This window comes from Streptomyces sp. YKOK-I1 (assembly GCF_054660435.1).
Genome location: NZ_BAAGDR010000001.1, coordinates 1250580 through 1274277, shown reverse-complemented (window position 1 = coordinate 1274277; position 23698 = coordinate 1250580). Strand labels below are relative to the sequence as shown.

Sequence of the window (23698 nt, the reverse complement as noted above, 5' to 3'; positions counted from 1 at the left end):
CTCACGGAGGAATGACCGATGGCTGACACGATGACGGTGCTGGTCACCGGCGCGAGCGGCTTCGTGGGCGCGGAGGTGGCCGCCCGGCTCACCGGCGCGGGCCACACCGTACTCACCCTGATGCACCGCAACGGCGACATCCTCCGCAACGACGGCAGGAAACTCGCCCCCGGGCCCGGCACCCTCACCCCCATCACCGGTGACGTCACCCGTCCCGGCCTCGGGCTGAACGAGGACGACCGCAGGCTCGCCGCGACCGCCGACCGGATCGTGCACTGCGCCGCCGTCACCGACTTCGGACTGCCCGACGAGCGGTACGAGAGCATCAACGTCAACGGCACACGGCACGTCCTGGACCTCGCCCTGGCCCACCGCACCCCACTGGTGCAGGTCAGCACGGCCTATGTGTGCGGGGTCCGCGACGGCGTGGCCCTGGAGGACGAACTCGACGTCGGACAGCGGTTCGGCAACGTCTACGAGAAGAGCAAACTGGCCGCGGAGACCATGGTCCGCAAGGCCGCCGCGGACGGCCTGCCGGTGGCCGTGGTCCGTCCCAGCATCGTCACCGGGGCCTCCCGCACGGGCCGTTGCCGCGACTTCAAGACCGTCTATCCCATACTCAAGATCATGACCCGGGGGCTGGTGCGCACCATGCCCGGCCACTACGACGCCGCGCTGGACCTGGTGCCGGTCGACCACGTCGCCGACCTGGTCACTGAGGTCACCACCCGCTTCGAGGACGCCGAAGGCCTCACCCTGCACGCGGTCGGCCACCTGCTGACCCTGCGCGACTTCTCCGACGTCCTCGCCGAGTACCCGTCCTTCCAGGTGACGCGGTTCGTCCCGCCGACCACGTTCTCCGCGTCGGCCCTGCCCGACCGCGAACGCCCCTACTACGACCGAGTCGTCTCCCTCTACGACACCTACCTCCAGCGGCGCATCCGCTTCGACGACAGCCGAGCCGCCGCCTTCAGCGGCCGCCGGGTGCCCCTGAGCGGACGCCCCTACCTGCGCCGCCTCCTCGACCACTGCCTCAAGGTCGGCTACCTTGGCGCGCCTCCGCCCCGCGAGCCGGCCGCGAACCCGACGGACGGGAGCACCCCGTGACGACCCACACCGACCACACCGCCCACCCCGAGCCGGTCCACGGCATCCCGGTCTCACCGCTGCTCACCTGCCACCCCGAGAAACAGCGGCTGTACGGCGCGGACACCTACTACCAGGAGAGCCACGAACAGCTCGCCGCCCTCACCGACGACGTCACCGGCTTCGCCCACCGCCACGCCGCACTGCTGCTGAAACCCGACGCCGTGGTGGCCCGGAGGCTGGACGCGGCCCTGGAGTGGCTGGCCGAGCAGGACTACCGGATCGTGGGCGCGGCGACCACCCGGCTGACCCGGACCATGATCCGCTCCCTGTGGTACTTCCAGTGGAACCTCGCCACCCCCCACCGCAGGCGCCTGGCCGCGCTCTTCCTGGAGGACGCGGACGCCCTCGTCCTGCTCGTCCGCCCCGGCCGCGACAGCGACATCCCGGCCTCGGTCCACCTCACCGGGCTGAAGGGCCCCACCGACCCCGAAGCCCGGGTGCCCGGCCAGCTCCGCCACCTGCTCGGCCGCTACAGCTACCTGCTCAACCTCGTGCACACCCCCGACGAACCCGCCGACGTGCTGCGCGAGCTGGCCGTGCACTTCGACCACGCGGAGCGCGACCGGCTCTTCCGCTCCGCGCTGGCCGACGAGGACCGCGCCGGGCACGCCCGCGACCTGGCCGACCGGCTGTACGCCGCCACCAAGCCCCGCGACCTCGACTTCGAGCCCGCCGCCGAACGACTGCGCGCCGCGCTCTCCGGCCGGCCCGGCCTCGACCCCGACGCCACCCCGCGTCACCTCCTGGAACACGCCTGGGAGCACGGCATCGACATCGACCCCTGGGACGCGGTCATCGTCGGATCCGCGGTGCTCCCGATGCGCCAGCCCGGTCGCGCCCCGGTGCTCGACGGGGCCGGCGCCGACGAGTGGCGTCACCACCTGGACACCGTCCGGGGCGCCCTGATCTGAACGAGGAGCAGCCATGCAGTTCGCCCGGACACTCCCGAAGGAGCTGGTGCACCGGGCAGCGATCGCGGAGGTCTTCCTGACCGACGCGGAGCGCCTCAGCGAGGACGAGGTGCGGCTGGCCGCGCAGCTTCCCCGCCGCCACCCCTTCTACGGCGACGCGCTCGCCCTCCGCAGCCACCACGACCCCCTGCTGCTGCTGGAGGCCTGCCGCCAGGGCATCTTCGTGGTCGCCCACCGCTACCTCGACGTACCCCTGGGCCACAAGTTCCTGTTACGGACGGTCGAGTACGAGGTGCCCGATCCGGACGCCCTGGTCTGCGGGGACACCCCCGCCGAAGTGGTCATCGGCGTCCGTGTCGAGCACCGGATCCGCAACCGGACCGGCGTGACGGGCCTGCGGCTGCGCTTCACCGCGGCCATCGGCGCACGCAAGGCCCTGCTGGCCCGCATCGACTACTCGTGGATGCCACCGCAGGAGTGGACCCGGCTGCGGGCCGGGCAGCGCCGGGACCTCGGCCTGTGCGATCCGCCCGTCGCGCTGCCCGGACAGCCCGTCGACCCCGGCCGGGTCGGCCGGCGCGACCGGGCCAACGCGGTGATCACACCACCGCACACCTCGCCCGACGGCGTCCGCACCGCCCGGCTGGTCGCCGAGACCACGCACCCCACCCTCTACGACCACTGGGTCGACCACGTTCCCGGCATGCTGGAACTGGAGGCCTTCCGGCAACTGGCCCTGATCGCCGCCGTGGACGAGGGCGCGGTGCGCGCGCCCATGGCGCTGCCGGTCCGCCTGCGGGCCCGGTTCCGCTGCTTCGCCGAGATGGACCTGCCCCTTCAGTGCCGGACCGCTCCCGTGGTGCCCGGCGCCGACATCGAGTGCACCCTGCACCAGCCCGGAGCCCTGGTCGCCGAGGCCCGTGTCGGGTTCGCCGAGCGGACCACGGTCGGCCTGGCCGGCGCGCTCGCGGGCCCGCCGTCCCACGCGCACCGCTGAACCGCTGAACCGCTGAACCGCTGAACCGCCCGATGACGCACCCCATCAGAACCCGCACCCGAGACAGGGGACACCCCTCAGTGAGCACCGTCGCCGTGCCCCGCATCCCCGGCCGGCTGGGCCGGTTCGTGCTGCGCATGTTCCGGCCCCACGTCTACGCCACCTACGGCCTGCTGTGGGTCCTGGCCCTGGAGGGCTCCGCGGTGGCCCTCACCGGCACCGCATGGCGGCCGACCGGCGCCACCTGGGTGCGGGTCCTCAGCGTCGTCCTCGCGCTGCTGTTCCTGAGGATGCTGGACGAGCAGAAGGACCTCGCGTACGACCGGGTGCACCACCCGGACCGGCCCCTGGTCACCGGCGCGATCACCGTCGCCGAACTGCGCGGCGCGATGGCCGCCCTCACCGCCGTGGTGGCCGGCCTGAACGCGGCGCTGTCCGCCACGGCCGTCCTGCTGATCCTGGCAGCCCTCGGCTACGGCGTGTTCCTCGCCGTCCTGGAACACCTCTCGGCGGCCGTCCGCGACCGGCAACTGCTCAACCTCGCGGTCACCTACCCGGTGCAGGTGCTGCTCGGCGTCTATGTGTACGGATCGCTGGCCGCCGCCGGGACCGTCACCGCCGACCGGCGCGGAGCACTGCTGCTCGCCCTGTGCGCAGGTGTCTTCCTGCACTTCGAGTTCGCCCGCAAGACCGCCTGGGAGGCGGAGCCGGGCGCCCGCCTGTACTCGGCCGACCTCGGCCCAAGGGGCAGCGCCGCCGTCACCACCGCGTTCGCGGCCGGGGCGGTCGGCTGCCAGGTCGTCCTGTTCGCGCCCGACGGCGTCCTCGGGCTGCTTCCCTGTCTGACGGTGGTTCTGCCGGCCTGGGGCGCCCGGCGGTTCCTGACCGCGCGCCGAGGAGGCTGGCCCCTGCTCACCGCGATGGGGTTCGTCGTGACCACCTACCTCGCCCTGGCCGTCCGGGCGGTGCTGCTGCCGTGACCACTCCGCCTTCCCTGTCGGGCGAGGAGCTGCTGACCACGACCCGCTCCGTGCGGCGAGGCCTCGACCTGGAGCGCCCCGTGGACCCGGAGCTGGTCAAGGACTGCCTGCGCATCGCGTTGCAGGCCCCCAACGGCAACAACCGCCAGCGATGGCACTGGCTGCTGCTCACCGATCCACGGATCCGCGCCCGCGTCGCCGAGGTGTACCGGGCCGCCTTCCACGACCGCAATGGCGCCGCCCTGCGACGGCTGGACGAGCAGCCCGCGGGAACCCGCTCCGTGCTCAGCGGCGCCCGGGTGCTGGCCGAGCGGCTGCACCGGGTGCCCGTGCTCGTCGTCCCGTGCCTCGAACTGCCCGACGGCCGGCTGCCGGAGGGCAACCAGGCCGGTGTCTGGGGATCACTGCTGCCCGCTGCCTGGAGCTATGCGCTGGCCGCCCGCAGCCGGGGCCTGGTCACCGCCTGGACTGCCGTCCATCTCGACCGCGAGCGGGAGATGGCCGAGCTGCTGGGCCTGCCGCCCACCGTCCGCCAGGGCGCGCTGCTGCCGACGGCGTATCCGCTGCGCACCGCCTTCCGCCCGGGGCCGCGGCGGCCCCTCGACGAGGTCCTGCACCACGACGGCTGGCAGGGCGGCGACCGCGCCTGACGCCCCCTGGGGGTTGAAAACGTGTCCGGGGCCCTCCGCCGAGATGCGGCGGAGGGCCCCGGACGTCGTCCGTCAGCGCCGGCTCATCCTTCGTTCCACTTGAAGAACCGCAGCGTCAACCCCGTCACCACGGCGGCGAAGGCCAGCATGCCGCCCATCGTGGGCAGGACGTCCAGGACACCGCCGCCCCGGCTGAGCACCGACTCGCCGCCCTCCACCAGGTAGTGCAGCGGCATGACGTACGAGACCGCCCTGACCCACTCCGGGGCGCTGTCCAGCGAGAAGAACGACCCCGACAGCAGGGACATCGGCAGCACCAGCAGCTGGGCCAGACCGCCCGCGGACTCCTCCGTCTTCGTGAGCGAGCCGATGAGCAGACCCAGCGACATCAGGGCCAGTGTCCCGCACACCACGAGCGGCACCACCAGCCACCAGTTCCCGGTGAGCCGCAGACCGAAGTACGGCAGGGTCGCCACCGCCAGGAACAGGGCCGTCTGCGTCAACGCCATCAGCATGGTCATGGAGATACGGGCGGCCACCACCTCCCAGGGCCGGATGGGCGACAGCTGCATCCGCTGGAGGATCTTCTTGCGCCGCAGCGTCACCAGTGTCAGGGCGGTGCTGAACACCGAGCTGGTGGCGATGGCGAAGCCCAGCAGACCGGGGGTCAGATACTGGATGGGCTTGACCGACTCGTCCTCGACCTGACTGGCCTTCAGCGTGTACTTGGCGGGCATGCCGGTGGCGGCCAGGTTGGCCTGCTCCAGCACCGCGTTCAGCGTCGCACGGGCCGAGGCCCCCTTGACCGAGTCGGAGACGCTGTAGCGCAGCACGACGGTGTCCCCGTCCTGCTCGACCAGCGCGTCGTAGTCCCCCTCGCGCACCTTCGCCAGCGCGGCCGACTCGCTCGTCACCTTGGTGATCGTGGCGGCCTTGGAGAGCTGGTCGCGCTGTGCCCCGGTGAGGGAGTCGAGCACCTGCACCTCGCCGACCTGCGCCACCTTGATGTGCGAGGTCCCGTCGCTCTTGAACAGCGTGCCGAACAACATCAGGAACAGGATGGGGAAGATCATCAGGAAGAAGATCGTGCCCTTGTCCCGCAGGACGCTCAGGATCATCGCCCGCGCCAGCTCGCGGACCGGGTTCAGCCGCCTGTCCTTGACGGGGCCCTCGCGCCCCGGACCGGCCGTGACCGTCGCCTTCTCCGGCTCCGCCGAGGCCTTCGCGGCCGTCCCGGCGGAACGGGAGGACGTCTCGTCGATGCTCACGCGCGGTACTCCCGTCCGGTCAGCTGGAGGAACACGTCCTCCAGCGTGGCGCCGCGCACCTGAAGGCTGCGCAGCGCCCGGTGGTCCGCCAGGATCGACAGCACCGGCCCCGGGGAGTGGGTGGCGATCGACAGCGTGATCCCGTCGTCCTCCACCACCGCGTTCTCCACCCCGGCCGACGCCAGCCGGCCGCGGAGCGCGTCCGCCTTGACCAGCCCCGACTCCACACTGACCCGCACCATGTCGTCGAGCTCCCGGACCAGGGCCGCCGGCGCGCCCGTCTTGAGCACCCGGCCCTTCTCCATCACCGACACCCGGTCGCAGAGCATCTCGGCCTCGTCCAGGTAGTGCGTGGTGAGGACCAGGGTGCGGCCCTCGTCGTTGACGTCCCGCAGCAGATCCCAGAGATTGCGGCGGGCCTGCGGATCAAGACCCGCCGTGGGCTCGTCCAGGAAGACGATCTCCGGGTCGTGCACCAGACCGCAGGCGATCGACAGCCGCTGCGCCTGCCCGCCGGAGAGCTTGTCGGCCGGTACGGCGCCGAACTCGGTGAGGCCGACCCGCTCCAGCATCGCGTCGGCCTGCCGGACGCCGACCCGGTAGAAGGAGGCGAACAGGCAGATCGTCTCGCGCGTGGTGAGTTTGTCGAAGAACGACGACGCCTGGAACTGCACGCCGATCCGTTTCAGCAGTTTGGGATTGCGCGGCCACGGGCTCTCGCCGAACAGCTCGATCCGGCCCTCGTCGGGCTCGCGGACGCCCTCCAGAATCTCCAGAGTGGTCGTCTTGCCCGCGCCGTTGGGACCCAGGATGCCGTAGAACTCGCCCGCCTCGATGTGCAGCGAGACTCCGTCGACGGCCTGGATGTCCCCGTACCGCTTGCGGACGCCGTCCGCGACGATCGCCGCCGTCATGACGCGCACGCCCTGACCGTGCGGGGCCGTGAACCGGCCCCGCCGCACATGAACTGAAGGTCCATCACTCGACTGTCGTCTCTCCGTGATCGGTTGAGGGATCGAGGCCGGGCCGTGGGAGTGACAGGGCGCTGGGAACGCGTCCACCGCAGGTCGGCCGGGAAGGGGGCCGAACCGCCACGGGGCGCGTGGGCCCCCGGGCGGTCCGGAAACCCCACACCAGCACAGCCGCGACAGCCACGGCCACCAAGGGCGCCGAAGACTAGGGAATCGCCCCTACTCCCGGCCCCGGAAAAGGGAACACGCCGTTCCGGCATCGGTCCCCGACCGTAGGTTCGCAGCGCAAGCCCGCGCGGTGCTCCCATCGCGAACCCGACAGGAACGAGGAAGCGACGATGCCCCCCACAGCCCGGGACGAGGACACCCACCACCGCGGCGGGTACCGACCTCCCGGGGCCACCCCCCGTGCCCGCACCCCCGCCGCCGCCCCGCCGGCGGCCTCGCTCCCACCCCTGGCCCTGCTGCCGGTGTGCGCCGTCGCCTGCGTCACCGCGGCCCTGCTGCTGCTCACCGCCGACCGCTTCGGCTACTTCAGCGACGAGCTGTACTTCCTCGCCGCCGGCCGCAGCCCCGCGTGGGGCTACGCCGACCAGCCCCCGCTGCTGCCCCTGCTGACCCACGCCCTCGACGCCCTGGCGCCCGGCTCACTGGTGGTGCTGCGCGCACCGGCCGTGGCCCTCACCGCGCTCGGGGTGCTGACCGCCGCCCTGACCGCCCGTGAGCTGGGCGGCAGACGGGCCGCCCAGCTCGCCACCGCCGGTGCGTACGCCGTCTCACCGGTCATGCTCCAGATGGGCCATCTGCTCATCACCGCCACCCTGGACATCTTCCTGACGACGGTCGGCGTCTGGCTGCTGGTGCGCTGGGTCCGCACCCGGCGCGACCGGCTGCTGCCCCTGCTCGGCCTGACCGCCGCCGTCTCCCTCCAGGTCAAGTTCCTCAGCGTCGGTCTCTGGGCCGTGCTGCTGGTGGCGCTGCTCCTCGTCGGCCCCCGGGAGCTGCTGCGCCGCCCGCTGCTGTGGGTCTCGGCGGCGGGAGCCCTGCTCACCGCGGTGCCCGGCCTGCTGTGGCAGGCCCGCGCCGGCTGGCCCCAACTGGCCATGACCGGCGTCATCGCCCGGGAGGTCGCCGCCGAGGAGGGCGGCCGGGCCGTGTTCCTGCCCACCGTCCTCTCGGCCGCCGGACTGGCCGGCGCCCTCCTCCTGTGCTGCGGCCTGGCCTGGCTGCTGATCGCCCGCCGGGCGCGCCCCTACCGGTTCCTCGGGCTGACCTTCGCCGGGCTGTGCGCCTGCTACCTCGTCGTCCAGGGACGGCCCTACTACGTCGCCGGACTGTTCGCCGTGCTGTGGGCGGCGGGCGCCACGGCACTGCAGCGCCTGCGCGCCACCCGCCCGCGCGTCTGGTCGACGGCCGTGGTCTACCTGGTCTCGGCGGTCCTGGTGGTCCAGGTACTGCCGGTCTACCCGGTCCAGCGGCTCACCCGCTCCTCCGCCGACCGGCTGGCGATGGAGAGCGTCGGCTGGCCCGACCTGGCCGCCGCCGTGGCCCGCGTCCACCGCGGCCTGCCCGCCGACCGGCGCCGCCGGGCCCTGCTGGTCACCGACCGGTACGACCAGGCCGGCGCCCTCGACCGGTACGGCCCCGCGCTCGGCCTGCCGCGGCCCTACAGCGGCCACCGCGGCTACTGGTACCTGCGCCGCCCGGCCGACGACACCGCGACCGTGGTCTTCGTCGGCGGGGACGCCCGCTCCCTGCGGCGGTTCTTCACCAGCGTGCGCAGGCGCGGCACGGTCACCAACGCCGACCGGGTGCACAACCTCAACTGGGGCACCCCCATCTGGGTCTGCGAGGGACTGCGCCGGCCCTGGCGCACCACCTGGCCCCGTATGTCCCACCTGAGCTGAGCGCCTGCCCGGCCGCCCCCGCGGCCCGTCCGGGCGCCACAGCGGGAACCGCGGGCCGCCCCGTTCCCGGGACGGCCCGCGGTCCGTGTCCGGGGCGCGCTCACCCCCAGGTCACGGGCAGCGCGTACACGCCGTAGTGCATCGCCTTGTCCCGCAGCGGGACCTCCCGCGGCTCGACCGCCAGCCGGAGGTCCGGGAAACGGTCGAAGAGCTTCTGGAAACCGATGCGCAGGGTCGCCCGGGCCAGATGCTGCCCCAGACACTGGTGGATGCCGAAGCCGAACGCCAGGTGGCGACGGGACGGACGGGTGACGTCGAAGACCTCCGGGTCCTCGAACTGCTCCGGGTCCCGGTTGGCGGCCGGCAGGGACAGCACCACGGTCTGCCCGGCCTCGACGGTCCGTCCGCCGATCTCCACGTCCTCCAGCGCCACCCGGCTCGCGCCCATGTGGGAGATCGTCAGATAGCGCAGCAGCTCCTCCACGGCCCGCTCCATCAGCTCGGGCCGCTCGCGGACCTTCGCCAGCTGCTCCGGATGCTCCAGCAGGGCGAACGTGCCGAGGCCCAGCATGTTCGGCGTGGTGTCCAGGGCGCCGCCGATGGTGATCCAGGCGATGTTCGCCAGCTCCTCCTCGGTCAGCTCCCCGGTCTTGACCAGCTTGCCGAGCAGCTTGTCGTTCGGCTCGGCGAACAGGTCCTTGACGACCCGGGCCAGGGTCTGATCCAGCGCCGTGTTGTGCTCGATGAACTCCTCGAGCGTGTAGTCGATCCGCATGATCGCCGAGAAGTGCCGGTCGAGCTCGGCGATGTCCTCCTCCGGCACACCCATCACCGAGTGCACCGACCGGTACACGACCTTCTGCACGAACGCCGGCAGCAGGTCCACCGGCGGCTGGAGGCCGGCCATCTCCTCGAGCACGTCGTCGATGATGCCGGCCAGCGTCGGCTCGTACTCCTGGATCTTGCGGACCGTGAAGAAGCCGGTCAGCAGCCGCCGGTAGTGCGTGTGGTCGGGGGCGTCCATCCGGACGAACGAACCCGGCCCCGACGGCTGCGGCTCGTACTTCTCCACCTCGAACGGCGGTGACGCCACCAGCGCCAGCAGCTCGGCGCGGTGACTGAACCGGGGGTCGGTCATGATGGCCCGCACATGGTCGTGCCGGGTGACCAGCCAGCCGTCGTCGCGGCCCGGCGCGATGTCGAACCTGACCGGGCTGATCGGTTCCTCCTCGCGCAGCCGGCGGTACTCCGGATCGGGGTCGAAGGGGCAGGTGCGATCGGTGGGTATCACCGGTGGTTTCGGCTCGTAGGCCATGAGTCCTCCGTCTGGTGGGTTCCGTCCGCCCGGATGCGCCGCTCAGGCACGGCGGACCGTGAGGGGCAGCCGCCGAAGACCGAAGACGTTGACACGGTTGTCGAAGTAGGACAGCGGTGCGTCACGGTCGACCCGGATGTCGGTGTAGCGGTCGAGCATCAGGTTGAGCGCGATCTGCCCCTCCATACGGGCCAGCGGGGCGCCCAGGCAGTAGTGGATGCCGTGCCCGAAGGCGAGCTGCCTGGCGTTGGACCGGCCGGGCAGGAACCGGTCCGGGTCGGGGAAGATCCGCTCGTCGCGATTGGCGGACAGCAGCCAGAGGTACACCATCGCGTTCTCGGGCACCTTCTCCCCGGCGATCTCCACCGGAGCCGTGGGCACCCGCTCGACCTTCAGGAACGGCGGCCGGCAGCGCAGGACCTCTTCGGTGAACGGTGTGATCCTCGACCGGTCGGCGCGCAACTCGGCGAGCAGACCCTCTTCCAGATCCAGGGTCAGCAGCATGTTGCCGAGCAGCACGGCGGTGGTGACATGGCCGGCGAGCAGCAGCAGCGCGGCGAAGCTCACCACGTCGTCGTCGTTCAGGCTCTCCCCGTCGACCTCGGCGCGGACCAGCAGGCTCATCAGGTCGTCGTACTCGCGGGCCCGCCGCTCGGCGACGTGCTGGCGCAGATAGGCGTCCAGCTCCTGCACGGTCCTGCCCATGACCTCGGCGCCCTCGGGCGTCTCCCAGTCCACGGTGAGCAGGTTGTCCGCCCACACCTGGAACAGCGGGCGGTCGGACGGCGGGACCCCGAGCATCGAGGAGATCACGATGACCGGCAGCGGGTTGGCGAACGCCTCGATCAGGTCGAAGCGGTCGCCGCCGTCCAGGCCGTCGAGCAACCCGGTGGCCACCTCGGTGATGCGCGGGGTCAGCTCGTTGATCATCTTCGCGGTGAAGACCTTGCTCACCAGCCGCCGCAGCTTGCCGTGCCGCGGCGGGTCCAGCAACAGCAGCGTTCCGCCCGGCGGTTGGCGCTCACCGCCGGACAGCCGGGTCACCGTGTCCGAGGAGAAGGCCGCGGGATCGGCCGTGATCCGCTGGACGTCCTCGTGGCGGAAGACGTGGTAGCGGCCCTCCGGATCGCGCCACACCGGCTGCTCGTCGCGCATCCGCCGCAGCCAGGCCAGCAGGGTCGCACCGCCGTCGAGACCGACCTCGGGCGGCGCGGCCACCTCGGGGCCGGCAGGAGCGGGCACGGCTGTCATCGGGAACCCCTCTCATAGGGCGGGCCGCACAGGAGGCGGGCCGGGAGCGGCCTCAGCGCAGCACGCCGGGCCGAACGAAGGCCAGAAGAGCCGCGCAACTCTAGGGATTTGCCGGTGCCGGGCGGTGCCCGGCGGTGCCGAGTGGTGCCGGGCGCGGGTCCGGCCGGCACCGGGCCGGTGCCGTGGGCAACTAGGGGATTTTTCAGAGTCGGAGGTCAAGCGGCCGTGGACCGCCCGGCCGCCCCCAGACTGGGCCGCGTTCGAGGTGTTCGAGGAGCCATGCCGTGAGCGTGGGTGTCCGAGCCTGAGGAGATTCCGGTGCTGTCTACCGTTCCGAGCGCAGCGGGCCTGCCACCGCTCTCCGCCGTGGTGCGCGACCCGGGTCTGGGGGCCGAGCTGTGAGCGAAGACCGCCTGCGGGACTACCTGAAGCGGGTCACCGCCGACCTGCACCGCACCACCAGCCGTCTGCGCGAGCTGGAGACCAAGGACCGCGAGCCCATCGCGATCGTCTCCATGGCCTGCCGCTACCCGGGCGACGTACGCACCCCCGAGGACCTGTGGCGCCTGGTCGACGACGGCACCGACGCCGTCACACCCTTCCCGGAGGACCGCGGCTGGGACGTGGCGTCCCTCTACCACCCCGACCCCGAGCACCCGGGCACCTGCTACACCCGCGAAGGCGGCTTCCTGCACGACGCCGCCGACTTCGACCCCGACTTCTTCGGCATGTCGCCGCGCGAGGCCCTCGGCACCGACCCGCAGCAGCGGCTCCTGCTGCAGATCTCCTGGGAGGCCCTGGAGCGGGCCGGACTCGACCCCGGCACCCTGCGCGGCAGTCCCACCGGCGTCTTCGTCGGTGTCATGTACAACGACTACGGCTCCCGGTTCGACGTCCCCCCGCCCGGTCTCGAGGGCTTCCTCGGCAACGGCAGCGCCGGCAGCATCGCCTCCGGCCGCGTCGCCTACACCCTGGGCCTGGAGGGCCCCGCCGTCACGGTGGACACGGCCTGCTCCTCCTCCCTGGTCGCCCTGCACCTGGCGTGCCGGGCGCTACGGGCGGGCGAGTGCTCACTGGCCCTGGCGGGCGGTGTCGCGGTGATGTCCACGCCGGTCACCTTCACCGAGTTCAGCCGCCAGCGCGGACTCTCCCCCGACGGCCGCTGCAAGTCCTTCGCGGACGCGGCGGACGGCACCGGGTGGGGCGAGGGCGCGGGCCTTGTGCTGCTGGAGCGGCTGTCGGACGCGCGGCGCAACGGTCACCGGGTGCTGGCCGTGATCCGGGGCAGCGCGGTCAACCAGGACGGCGCCAGCAGCGGACTGACCGCTCCGAACGGGCCCTCGCAGCAGCGGGTGATCCGGGCGGCCCTGGCGAGCGCGGGGCTCTCGACGGCGGACGTGGACGCGGTGGAGGCCCACGGTACGGGAACCACACTGGGCGACCCCATCGAGGCACAGGCCCTGCTCGCCACCTACGGACGTGACCGTGAACGACCGCTCTGGCTCGGCTCGTTGAAGTCGAACATCGGGCACACCCAGGCCGCCGCCGGTGTGGGCGGCGTCATCAAGATGGTCATGGCCATGCAGCACGGGCTGCTGCCGCGCACGCTCCACGTCGACGCCCCCTCCCACCACGTCGACTGGTCGGCGGGCCGGGTGAGTCTTCTGGCCGACGCTCAGCAGTGGCCGCGGACCGAAGGCGGTCAGCCGCGCCGCGCGGGCGTGTCCGCCTTCGGGGTCTCCGGCACCAATGCGCATGTGGTGCTGGAGGAGGCGGAGGCGGTGGAGGAGGCCGCTCGGCCGGGTGCGGGTGCGGGTGCGGGTGCGGGTGATGGTGGGGTGGTGTTGTGGCCGGTGTCGGCGCGTGGTGAGGGGGCGCTGCGGGCACAGGCGGCGAGGCTGCTGGAGGCGGTGGCGGGTTCCGCTGTCGATGTGGGGTGGTCGCTGGCGGTGACGCGGTCGGTGTTCGAGGACCGTGCGGTGGTCGTCGGCGCCGGGTTTGACGAACTGCGCTCGGGGCTGGCCGCGTTGGCGGCGGGTGAGGCGGATGCGCGGGTGGTGCGGGGTGGTGCGCTGCGGGGGCGCACGGCGTTCCTGTTCGCGGGGCAGGGGTCCCAGCGCCTGGGCATGGGGCGGGAGTTGTACGAGAGGTATCCCGTCTTCGCGGCGGCTATCGACGCCGTGGACGCCGAACTGCCCTTCGGTATACGGGAGATCGTCTTCGGTGAGGACGCCGACCGGCTGGACCGCACCGAGTTCGCGCAGCCCGCGCTGTTCGCCCTGGAAGTGGCGCTGTTCCGGTTGCTGGAGTCATGGGGTGTGCGCCCGGACGTCCTGGCCGGTCATTCGATCGGTGAGATCGCCGCCGCGCACGTGGCGGGGGTGTGGTCGCTGGCCGATGCGTGCCGTCTGGTGGTGGCGCGGGGCCGGCTGATGCAGGCGCTGCCCTCCGGCGGGGCGATGGCCGCGATCGAGGCGTCCGAGGACGAGGTGCTGCCCCTGCTCGGTGCCGAGGTGGGCATCGCGGCGGTCAACGGGCCGCAGGCGGTGGTGATTTCGGGTGCGGCGGAGGCCGTGGAGGAGATCGCCGGGCACTTCCGTGCCCAGGACCGCAAGGTCACGGCGCTGCGGGTCAGTCATGCCTTCCACTCCCCGCTGATGGAGCCGATGCTGGCCGGCTTCCGCGAGGTCGCCGAAAGCCTGACGTACGAGCGTCCCAGGCTGCCCGTCGTCTCCACGCTCACCGGAGAGACCGCGAGCGCCGAGGAACTGATGTCCCCGGACCACTGGGTGGGCCATGTCCGCCGCACCGTCCGGTACGCCGACGCCGTCCGCACCCTCGTACGGAACAAGGCCACGCGCTTCGTCGAACTCGGGCCCGACGGCACCCTCACCGCGCTCGCCCGTACGTTCCTCGACGACGACCAGGGCGTTCTGGCGCCCGCGCTGCGCAAGGAAGCCCCGGAGCCGGTGACGCTGCTCCGTGCTGTCGCAGCGCTGCACGCCCACGGGCACAGCCCGGACTGGTCCGCGCTGTTCCCCGCCGGCCGGACGGTCGACCTCCCCACCTACGCCTTCCAGCAGCGACGCCTCTGGCTCGACCCGATGCCCGGCACCGGACGGCGCGCCGGCGGTCATCCGCTGCTCGGTGCCGCCGTGACCCTGGCGGACTCCTCGTCCGTGCTGTCCACCACCGTGCTCTCCACCCGCACACACCCCTGGCTGGCCGACCACACCGCCGCGGGCGCCACCGTGCTGCCCAGCGCCGCCTACGTCGACTTCGCCCTGCATCTCGGCGCGATCGCCGACCGGCAGCACCTCGTCGAGCTCGAACAGGAGCGACCGCTCGTTCTCGACGGCCACCGGCCCGTGGAGATCCAGGTCGTCCTCGACAGCCCGGACGAGAACGGCGTCAGGGCGTTCTCCTGCCACTCCCGGCCCGTCCCGGCCGCCGACCGGACGCAGGACGACGCGCACGCGGCCGACCGGCCCTGGACCCGCCACGCACGCGGTGCCCTCGCACAGTCCGCCACCACGCCGGAGCGGCCCTGGGCCGCACCGGACGACGCCTGGCCGCCGCCGGGCGCCCAGGCCCTGACCGCCGACGAGATCGAGGAGATCCACGAGGCGTGGCGCGACCTCGGCCTCGACCACGGCCCCGCCTTCCGCGGGCTCACCGCGGTGTGGCGGGCCGGGGACCGGACGTACGCCGAGGTCGCCGTACCGGAGGAGTTCCGGGCGGACGCCCTGCGGGCCGCGCTGCATCCGGCGCTCCTCGACGCGGCCCTGCACACGGCGCCCGCCCTCGGCCACCCCGGCGGCTTCGCCGTGACCTGGCGGGACTGCGCCCTGTACGCGGCCGGCGCGGAGACGCTGCGGGTCGCGCTCCGGCCCCGCTCCGACGGCACCCTGCGACTCGACCTCGCGGACGAGTCCGGCACCCCGGTCGCCACCGTCGGGGCGGTCGCCCTCACCCCCCTGGACGAACTGCCCCCGCCCGCCACGTCCCCGGCCGGTGACGACCTGTTCGCCGTCGACTGGACCGTACTGCCCGCGCCCGCCGCGCCCGCGCCCCAGCCGACGGCGGCCTTCGTGGGCGCCGGACCCGCCCCGGCGGACGCCGACCCCCACCCTGACCCGGACGCCTTCTTCACCGCCCTCGACGATTCCGGCGCGCCCGTGCCGGACCTGGTCCTCGTGTCCTGGCCAAGCGGTGACGCGGAACCGCCCGCCGCCGTGCACGAGTCGGCCGCCGCGGCCCTGGAACTCCTCCAGCGCTGGCAGGCCGAGGAGCGCACGGCCGGCGCCCGGCTGGTCCTGCTCACCCGGAACGCGGTGGCCGTCCGGCCCGGCGAGCCGGTCGACGACCTGGCCGCCGCCGCCGTACGCGGTCTGGTGCGTTCGGCACAGTCGGAGAACCCGGGGTCCTTCCTGCTCGTGGACACCGACTCCGCCACCGACCCGGAGACGCTCCTCGCCGCCGTCCGCGACGCGGCGCGCACCGGGGAGACGGAGATCGCCCTGCGGGCCGGCCGCGCCCACGCCGCCCGCCTGGTCCGGCACCACCCGGACACCGCCGCGAGGCCGCTCCTCGATCCGGAGCGGACCGTGCTGATCACCGGCGCGGGCGGCACCGTCGCCGCGGCCGTCGCCCGGCACCTGGTCACCGCGCACGGAGCACGGCACCTGCTGCTGGCGAGCCGCCGCGGCCCCGACGCGCCCGGAGCCGCGGAGCTGCGCGCCGACCTCGAACAGGCCGGAGCCGAGGTGACGCTGGCCGCCTGCGACGTGGCCGACCCGGCCGCGCTGGCGGCGCTCCTGGACGCCGTACCCGCACCACATCCCCTCGGTGCGGTCTTCCACGCCGCCGGGGTGATCGACGACGGGGTCGTCCCCGCCCTGACCCCGGGCCGGCTGTCGGCCGTGCTGCGGCCCAAGGCGGACGCCGCCGTGCATCTGGAGCGGCTGACCCGGGACCTGGACCTGTCGGCGTTCGTGCTGTTCTCGTCCGCCGCCGCCACCTTCGGCGGACCCGGACAGGGCAACTACGCCGCCGCCAACGCCTTCCTGGAGGCGCTGGCCGCCACCCTGCGGGCGCAGGGACGACCCGCGCTCGCCCTCGGCTGGGGCCTGTGGGCCGAGGAGAGCGGCATGACGGCCGGCCTCGGCGACACCGACCGCACCCGGATGGCCCGTGCGGGCATCGCACCGCTGCCCACCGCCGACGCCCTGCGCCTGCTCGACCTCGCGTCGGCACAGGACCGCCCGGTGCTGCTGCCGATCCGGCTGGACCTGGCCGCGGCGCGGGCCGCCACCACCCCCACCCCGGCCCTGCTGCGCGACCCCGCCGCCTCCGTGCGCCGTACGGCCCGAGCCGCCACCTCGGGCGGACGCCTCGCCCGTACCCTCACCGCGCTGCCGGTGGCCGAGCGGCCCGGCGCCGTCCTCCGCCTCCTGCAGACGGAGATCGCCACCGTCCTCGGCCACGCCCCCGACGCCCCCGCCGCCGACCCCGAACGGGCCTTCCGCGACCTCGGATTCGACTCGCTGACCGCCGTTGACCTGCGCAACGCGCTGCAACGCCGCACCGGCCTGCGGCTCGCGCCCAGCGCCGCCTTCGACCACCCCACCCCGGCCGCACTCGCCGAGCACCTGCTGCGCTCGCTGTCGCCCGATGAAGGATCCGCCCGGCCCGCCACCACCACGCCCCGCCCCGCGCACGGCGCCGGCGACGAACCCATCGCCGTCGTCGGCATGGCCTGCCGCCTCCCCGGCGGCGCCGACACGCCCGAGCGGCTCTGGGACCTGCTCGCCTCCGGCGGCGACGGCCTGACCGGATTCCCCGACGACCGCGGCTGGGACCTCACCTCGCTGTACCACCCGGACCCCGACCACGAGGGCACCAGCTACACCCGCACCGGCGGCTTCCTGCCCGGCGTCGACCGGTTCGACCCCGCCTTCTTCGGCATCTCACCGCGCGAGGCCCTGGCCATGGACCCGCAGCAGCGGCTGCTCCTCGAAGTGTGCTGGGAGGCCGTCGAGCGCGCGGGCCTCGACCCCACGACCCTGCGCGGCTCCCGCACCGGCGTCTTCGCCGGCACCAACGGCCAGGACTACCCGACGCTGCTGCGCACGTCCGCGGACGACGTCGACGGCCACGTCGGCACCGGCAACGCCGCCAGCGTCGTCTCCGGCCGCATCTCCTACACCCTCGGCCTGGAGGGCCCCGCCGTCACCCTCGACACCGCCTGCTCCTCCTCCCTGGTCGCCCTGCACTGGGCGGCCCGGGCACTGCGCGCGGGGGAGTGCGACCTGGCGTTCGCCGGAGGCGTCACCGTGATGTCGACCCCCGCCGCGTTCCTGGAGTTCAGCCGCCAGCGCGGTCTCGCTCCCGACGGACGCTGCAAGGCCTACGGCGACGACGCCGACGGGACCGGGTGGGGCGAGGGCGCCGGAATGCTGCTGGTGGAGCGGCTGTCCGACGCCCGGCGCAACGGACACCGGGTCCTGGCCGTGGTGCGCGGCAGCGCCGTCAACTCCGACGGCGCCAGCAACGGCCTGACGGCGCCGAACGGTCCCTCGCAGGAACGGGTGATCCGGGCCGCGCTGGCCGACGCCGGGCTCACCCCCGCCGATGTCGACGCCGTAGAGGGACACGGCACCGGCACCGTCCTCGGCGACCCCATCGAGGCCCAGGCGCTCCTCGCCACCTACGGCCGGGACCGGCCCGACGACCGGCCCCTGTGGCTCGGCTCGGTGAAGTCCAACCTCGGCCACACCCAGGCCGCCGCCGGCGTCGCCGGCGTCATCAAGACGGTGCTGGCGCTGCACCACGGCGAACTGCCCCGCACCCTGCACGCCGACCGGCCCTCCAGCCGGGTCGACTGGGCCTCCGGCGCCGTCCACCTGCTGACCGAAGCCCGGCCCTGGCAGCGCGAGGAGGGCCGCCCCCGGCGCGCGGGCGTCTCGTCCTTCGGATTCAGCGGCACCAACGCCCACGTCATCCTGGAAGAGGCCCCGTCGCACCCGGCCGCACCCGGCCCCGGCGCGCAGACCCCCGCACGGCCGGTCACCCACACGACGACCGCCTGGCCGCTGTCCGCCCGCACCCCCGAGGCGCTGCGCGCCCAGGCCGGGAAGCTGCTCGACCACGCCGTCCGGCACCCCGAACTGTCCGCCGCCGACCTAGGCCACTCCCTGGCCACCACCCGCCCCGCCTTCGAACACCGCGCGGTGCTGCTCGGCACCGGACGCGACGACCTGCTCGCCGGGCTGACCCGGCTCGCCTCCGGCACGACCCCGTCCGACGCGGCCGGCACCGCCGCGCGCGGCGGGCGCACCGCCTTCCTCTTCACCGGGCAGGGCGCCCAACGCCCCGGGATGGGCGCCGGCCTGTACGCCGCCTTCCCGGTCTTCGCCGACGCCTTCGACGAGGTGTGCGCCCACTTCGGCGCCGACGTCCTCGGCACCGCGCTGCGCGACGCCGTCCTCGGCGACGCCGGAGCGCTGCTGGACCGCACCGGATACGCGCAGCCCGCCCTGTTCGCGCTGGAGGTCGCCCTGTACCGGCTCGTCCGCGGCCTCGGCGTGACCCCGGACCACCTGTTCGGCCACTCCATCGGCTCCCTGGCCGCCGCGCACGCCGCCGGAGTCCTCACCCTCGGCGACGCCTGCGCCCTGGTCGCGGCCCGCGGCCGGCTGATGGACGCCCTCCCGGCCGGCGGCGCCATGGTCGCCCTCCAGGCCACCGAGGAGGAGGTGCTGCCCCTGCTGGAGGGCCGCGAGCACCGGGTGGGCCTGGCCGCGGTCAACGGACCCCGCTCGGTGGTGGTCTCCGGCGAGGAGGACGCCGTACGGGAGGTCGCCGCCCGTATCGAGGAGCTGGGCCGGCGCACCAAGCGGCTGCGCGTCAGCCACGCCTTCCACTCGCCCCTCATGGAGCCCATGCTCCAGGACTTCCGCGAGGTGGCCGCCACGCTGGAGTACCACGAGCCGCTCATCCCCGTGGTCTCCGACGTCACCGGCCGGGCGGCCGGACACGACGAACTCGCCTCGCCCGACTACTGGGTCCGGCATGTGCGCCAGGCCGTCCGCTTCCACGACGGCGTGCGCACCCTCCAGCAGGCCGGCGTCCGACGCTGTCTGGAGATCGGCCCCGACGGCACGCTCACCGCCCTGGTCGCCGATGCCGTCACCGACCCCGCCGGCACGGCCGCCGTCGCCCTGCTGCGCCCCGGCCAGGACGAGACCGCCGCCCTGCTCGCCGGCCTCGCGCGCGCCCACGCCCACGGCGTCGACGTCGACTGGAGCGCCGCCACCGGCGGCACCGGCGGGACCGTCGACCTGCCCACCTACGCCTTCCAACGCGAGCGCTACTGGCCCGCCTCGGCCGGCCGGAGCACGGGAGACCTGGCCGCGGCGGGCCTCGCCGACGCCGGACACCCGCTGCTCGGCGCCCGCGTCGACCTCGCCGACGCCGAGGGCCACGTCTTCACCAGCCGGCTCTCCGTGACCGACCAGCCGTGGCTCGCCGATCACGCCGTCGGCGGCACCACCGTCCTGCCCGGCACCGCCCACCTCGACCTGGCGCTGCTCGCCGCCGAACGCGCGGGATGCGACCGCATCACCGAACTCACCCTGGTCGAACCGCTGTTGCTCACCGACGGGCAGGCAGTCACCCTGCACCTGAGGGTCGGCGCCCCCGACACGGACGGCAACCGCCCGCTCGGTGTGCACTCCCGGCCCGTCGACGCCCCCGCCGACCGGCCCTGGACCCTGCACGCCGACGGCATCCTCGCCCCCGGCGCCGGTCCGGAACCCGACGGTGCCCCGCTCGCCGACTGGCCGCCCGCGGGAGCCGAGGAACTGCCCGTCGACGACACCTACGACCGCCTCGCCGCCGCGGGGTTCGACTACGGACCCGTGTTCCAGGGGCTGCGCGCCGCCTGGCGGCTCGACGGCGACGTGTACGCCGAGATCGCCCTGCCCGAGCAGGCACACGCCGACGCCCCCCACTACGGTCTGCACCCCGCGCTGCTCGACGCCGCCCTGCACGCCACCGCCTTCCTGCCGCTCGACGATTCCACGCCCGGCCGGCTGCCGTTCTCCTGGCGGGACGTCACCCTGCACGCCACCGGCGCCACCGCCGTACGCGTCCGGCTCACCCTGCGCGGCGAGGACACCGTCGCCCTCGACGTGGCCGACGCCACCGGGCGGCCCGTCGCCTCCGTCGGATCCCTCACCCTGCGCGAGATCGACCCCGAACGGCTGCGCGCCCGGCCCGACCGGGGCGCGGGCGACCTGTTCCGCCTCGACTGGCAGCCGCAGCCCGCCACCGGCGACCGGCCGCACCAGGACCCGCTCACCGTCCTCGGCGACGCCGCCGGCCGGGAGTTCGCCGCCCTGCTCGCCGCCGCCGGAGTCCCCGCCGACGTCACCGAGGCCGCCGACCTCGCCGCCCTGGCGGCGGCCGGAGCCGACCCCGCGCCCGGCACCCTCCTCGCCGTCCTGCCCCACGACGACGGCCCGCTGGACCGCGCGGGACACGCCGCGGCACGCCACGCCCTCGCCCTCGTCCGTCACCTGTCCGCCGAACGACGGCTGGACGCCACCCGACTCGTGCTGGTGACCCGCGAGGCGCTCCTGCCGGACGGACCCGCCGGACCAGGGGTGCGCCACCCGGCGGCGGCAGCGGCCTGGGGCCTGGTCCGCTCGGCGCAGTCCGAGCACCCCGGCCGGTTCGTCCTCCTCGACACCGACACCGCGGCCGACTCACTCGCCGCCCTGCCCACCGCGCTGGCCCGCACCGACGCCCAACTGGCCCTGCGCGAAGGGACCGTGCACCTCCCGCGCATCGCCCGCACCGACCCGGCCGCCGCCCTGCGCCCCCCGCACGCCACCCCGGGCACCGCCTGGCGGCTGGACATGGTCCGCAAGGGCACCCTCGACGGCCTGGACCTCGTCGCCGCCCCGGACGCCGAACGCGCCCTCGCCGACGGCGAGATACGGATCGCCGTCCGCGCCGCCGGCGTCAACTTCCGGGACGTGCTCAACGCCCTCGGCATGTACCCCGGTCCGGCCCGCGACTTCGGTCTGGAGGGAGCCGGAGTGGTCACCGAGGCCGGCCCCGGTGTCACCGGCCTCGCCGTCGGCGACCGCGTCATGGGCATGTTCCCCGCCGCCTACGGACCCGTGGCGGTGGCCGACGCCCGCACCGTCGCCCGTGTCCCGGACGGCTGGACCTTCGCCCAGGCGGCGACCGTACCGATCGTCTTCCTCACCGCCTACTACGCCCTCGTCGACCTCGGCGGCGTGACCGAGGGCCACACCGTCCTCGTGCACGCGGCGGCCGGCGGCGTCGGCATGGCCGCCACCCAGCTCGCCCGCCACCTCGGCGCCGAGGTGTACGCCACCGCCGGCCCCGGCAAATGGGATGCCCTGCGCGCCGCCGGACTGGACGAGAAGCACATCGCCTCCTCCCGCGACCTGTCCTTCGAGACCGCCTTCCGCGCCGCGACCGGCGACCGCGGCGTCGACCTCGTCCTGGACTCCCTGGCGGGCGAGTTCGTCGACGCCTCCCTGCGGCTGCTGACCCCCGGCGGACGGTTCCTGGAGATGGGCAAGACGGACGTCCGCGACCCCGACGACGTCGCCGCCCGCCATCCCGGCGTCCACTACCGGGCGTTCGACCTCGTCGAGGCCGGACCCGACCGCATCGGCGAGATGCTCACCGCCCTGGTCGGCCTGTTCGAGACCGGAGCGCTGACCCCGCTGCCGGTCACCCCGTGGGACGTGCGCCGCGCACCGGAAGCCTTCCGCCACATGGCGCAGGCCCGCCACATCGGCAAGGTCGTCCTCACCGTCCCCGCACCGCTCGACCCGCACGGCACGGTCCTGGTCACCGGCGGCACGGGCGGCCTGGGCGCCCTGCTCGCCCGCCACCTGGTCACCGAGCACGGGGTACGTCACCTGCTGCTCGCCTCCCGCCGTGGAGCCGCCGCCCCCGAGGCCGCCCCGCTCGTCACGGAACTGGAGGAGCTCGGCGCCGAGGTACACGTGCGAGCCGCGGACGTCGCCGACCGGGACCAGGTCGCCGCCCTGCTCGCCTCGGTACCCGACGGGCATCCGCTGACCGCCGTCGTCCACGCCGCCGGTGTCCTCGACGACACCGTCGTGGACCACCTCACCCCCGAGCGGCTGGACGCCGTACTGTGCCCCAAGCTCGACGCCGCGGTCCACCTCCACGAGCTCACCCGCCCCCTCGACCTGAGCGCCTTCGTCCTGTTCTCCTCGGTCGCCGGCACCCTGGGCGCCCCCGGCCAGGCCAACTACGCCGCGGCCAACGCCTTCCTCGACGCCCTCGCCGAACACCGGCGCGCCCTGGCCCTGCCCGCCCTGTCCCTGCCCTGGGGGCCCTGGTCCCAGGCCACCGGCATGACCAGTGGCCTCGGCGACGCCGACGTCCGCCGCATGGAACGCGCCGGACTGCCGCCGCTCGCCCCCAAGGAGGGCCTGGCCCTCTTCACCGAAGCCCTGGACCAGCCCGCGGCGGTGTGCCTGCCGATGGCGGTGGACACGACGCGCCTCGGGGCCGAAGGCCCGGTACCGCCCCTGCTGGCCGGCCTGGCCCGGACCCGACGCACCGTCGCGGGGCGGACCCCCGCCGCCGGGCCGGGCGCCGCCGGGGACCTCGCCGCCGAACTGACCCGGCTCCACGCCACCGACCGGCACCGCAGGCTGGCCGAGGAGGTGTGCCGCCAGGTCGCCGCCGTCCTCGGCCACGCCTCCGCCACCCGGATCGACCCGGAGCAGTCCTTCAAGGAACTCGGCTTCGACTCCCTCACCGCCGTCGAACTGCGCAACCGGCTCAACGCGGCCACCGGAGTGCTGCTGCCCGCCACCCTGGTCTTCGACTACCCCACCCCGGCCGCGCTCGCCGACCATCTGGGGCGGGAGCACTTCGCGGCCGGAACGGACCCGGCCCCCAGCGCGCCGGGCACGGCCACCCCCCGGCCGGGCGAACCCGACGAGGCGGCCCTCCGCAAGCTGCTGACGTCCATCCCGATCACCAGGTTCCGCGAGTCCGGGCTGCTGGACGCGCTCATGGATCTCGCGTCGGAATCCGCCGCCGCCCGACCCGGCCAGGAGCCGCCGACCCCGGCCGACGGCACCGACGTGGACGTCGACGACATGGACGTGGACGACCTCGTCCGGATGGCCCTGGGCGCCGGCGACTGAGCGTCCGCGCCCCCCGTCCCGATCCGTCCGGCCCCGACCGGACCCCTGTCTTCATCTGTCTTC

Annotated in this window: 11 protein-coding genes; 7 read left to right on the top strand and 4 right to left on the bottom strand. The window is 74.2% G+C overall.

The window, feature by feature from the left end; translation table 11 throughout:
- Positions 1-18 precede the first annotated feature (18 nt).
- The 5 genes from ACYQ8Q_RS05235 to ACYQ8Q_RS05215 all read left to right on the top strand — a co-directional run bounded on the left by ACYQ8Q_RS05235 (position 19) and on the right by ACYQ8Q_RS05215 (position 4687).
- On the top strand, positions 19-1107 hold the full coding sequence (locus tag ACYQ8Q_RS05235) for an SDR family oxidoreductase (RefSeq protein WP_460062355.1): 1089 nt from the start codon (positions 19-21) through the stop codon (positions 1105-1107).
- On the top strand, positions 1104-2060 hold the full coding sequence (locus ACYQ8Q_RS05230) for a nucleoside-diphosphate kinase (protein ID WP_460062353.1): 957 nt from the start codon (positions 1104-1106) through the stop codon (positions 2058-2060). Before ACYQ8Q_RS05235 ends, ACYQ8Q_RS05230 begins: the two co-directional genes overlap by 4 nt.
- Before the next feature lie 13 nt (positions 2061-2073).
- A complete protein-coding gene (locus tag ACYQ8Q_RS05225; RefSeq protein ID WP_460062351.1) occupies positions 2074-3057 on the top strand; it encodes a ScbA/BarX family gamma-butyrolactone biosynthesis protein in 984 nt (327 codons plus the stop codon).
- Between the two features lie 80 nt (positions 3058-3137).
- Complete coding sequence (locus ACYQ8Q_RS05220) at positions 3138-4037, top strand: UbiA prenyltransferase family protein (RefSeq protein ID WP_460062349.1); 900 nt, start codon at positions 3138-3140, stop codon at positions 4035-4037.
- The gene (locus ACYQ8Q_RS05215) at positions 4034-4687 is read left to right on the top strand and encodes a nitroreductase family protein (RefSeq protein ID WP_460062347.1); all 654 of its coding nucleotides are present in this window, start codon (positions 4034-4036) and stop codon (positions 4685-4687) included. The genes ACYQ8Q_RS05220 and ACYQ8Q_RS05215 overlap by 4 nt, the downstream gene beginning before the upstream one ends.
- Positions 4688-4770: 83 nt before the next feature.
- Here the strand turns inward: ACYQ8Q_RS05215 and ACYQ8Q_RS05210 are convergent, their stop codons facing one another.
- Together ACYQ8Q_RS05210 and ACYQ8Q_RS05205 are read right to left on the bottom strand one after the other, a co-directional pair.
- Complete coding sequence (locus ACYQ8Q_RS05210; protein WP_460062345.1) at positions 4771-5955, bottom strand: ABC transporter permease; 1185 nt, start codon at positions 5953-5955, stop codon at positions 4771-4773.
- Positions 5952-6869 carry an ABC transporter ATP-binding protein gene (locus ACYQ8Q_RS05205; protein WP_460073177.1) on the bottom strand — a complete coding sequence of 306 codons (918 nt, stop codon included), beginning with the start codon at positions 6867-6869 and terminating at the stop codon, positions 5952-5954. The genes ACYQ8Q_RS05210 and ACYQ8Q_RS05205 overlap by 4 nt, the downstream gene beginning before the upstream one ends.
- A gap of 395 nt (positions 6870-7264) precedes the next feature.
- Between ACYQ8Q_RS05205 and ACYQ8Q_RS05200 the strand changes: the two genes are divergently transcribed.
- A complete protein-coding gene (locus tag ACYQ8Q_RS05200; RefSeq protein ID WP_460062344.1) occupies positions 7265-8833 on the top strand; it encodes an ArnT family glycosyltransferase in 1569 nt (522 codons plus the stop codon).
- A 100-nt stretch (positions 8834-8933) separates the two neighbouring features.
- On the opposite strand, the gene ACYQ8Q_RS05195 is transcribed toward ACYQ8Q_RS05200, so the two are convergent.
- Positions 8934-10148: a cytochrome P450 gene (locus ACYQ8Q_RS05195; RefSeq protein WP_460062342.1), complete on the bottom strand. Its 1215-nt coding sequence runs from the start codon at positions 10146-10148 to the stop codon at positions 8934-8936.
- Positions 10149-10190: 42 nt separating this feature from the next.
- Positions 10191-11399 (bottom strand): cytochrome P450, encoded by a 1209-nt coding sequence (locus ACYQ8Q_RS05190; RefSeq protein ID WP_460062340.1) that lies wholly within the window; start codon positions 11397-11399, stop codon positions 10191-10193.
- 398 nt (positions 11400-11797) lie between these two features.
- On the opposite strand from ACYQ8Q_RS05190, the gene ACYQ8Q_RS05185 reads away from it, so the two are divergent.
- Complete coding sequence (locus tag ACYQ8Q_RS05185) at positions 11798-23635, top strand: SDR family NAD(P)-dependent oxidoreductase (protein WP_460062338.1); 11838 nt, start codon at positions 11798-11800, stop codon at positions 23633-23635.
- The last annotated feature ends 63 nt before the right edge of the window (positions 23636-23698 follow it).

Bases quoted from the DNA above. Each gene is read 5' to 3' on its own strand.
- ACYQ8Q_RS05225 (WP_460062351.1), top strand. From the start codon at position 2,074: ATGCAGTTCGCCCGGACACTCCCGAAGGAGCTGGTGCACCGGGCAGCG.
- ACYQ8Q_RS05195 (WP_460062342.1), bottom strand. From the start codon at position 10,148: ATGGCCTACGAGCCGAAACCACCGGTGATACCCACCGATCGCACCTGC.
- ACYQ8Q_RS05235 (WP_460062355.1), top strand. From the start codon at position 19: ATGGCTGACACGATGACGGTGCTGGTCACCGGCGCGAGCGGCTTCGTG.
- ACYQ8Q_RS05205 (WP_460073177.1), bottom strand. From the start codon at position 6,869: ATGACGGCGGCGATCGTCGCGGACGGCGTCCGCAAGCGGTACGGGGAC.
- ACYQ8Q_RS05200 (WP_460062344.1), top strand. From the start codon at position 7,265: ATGCCCCCCACAGCCCGGGACGAGGACACCCACCACCGCGGCGGGTAC.
- ACYQ8Q_RS05190 (WP_460062340.1), bottom strand. From the start codon at position 11,399: ATGACAGCCGTGCCCGCTCCTGCCGGCCCCGAGGTGGCCGCGCCGCCC.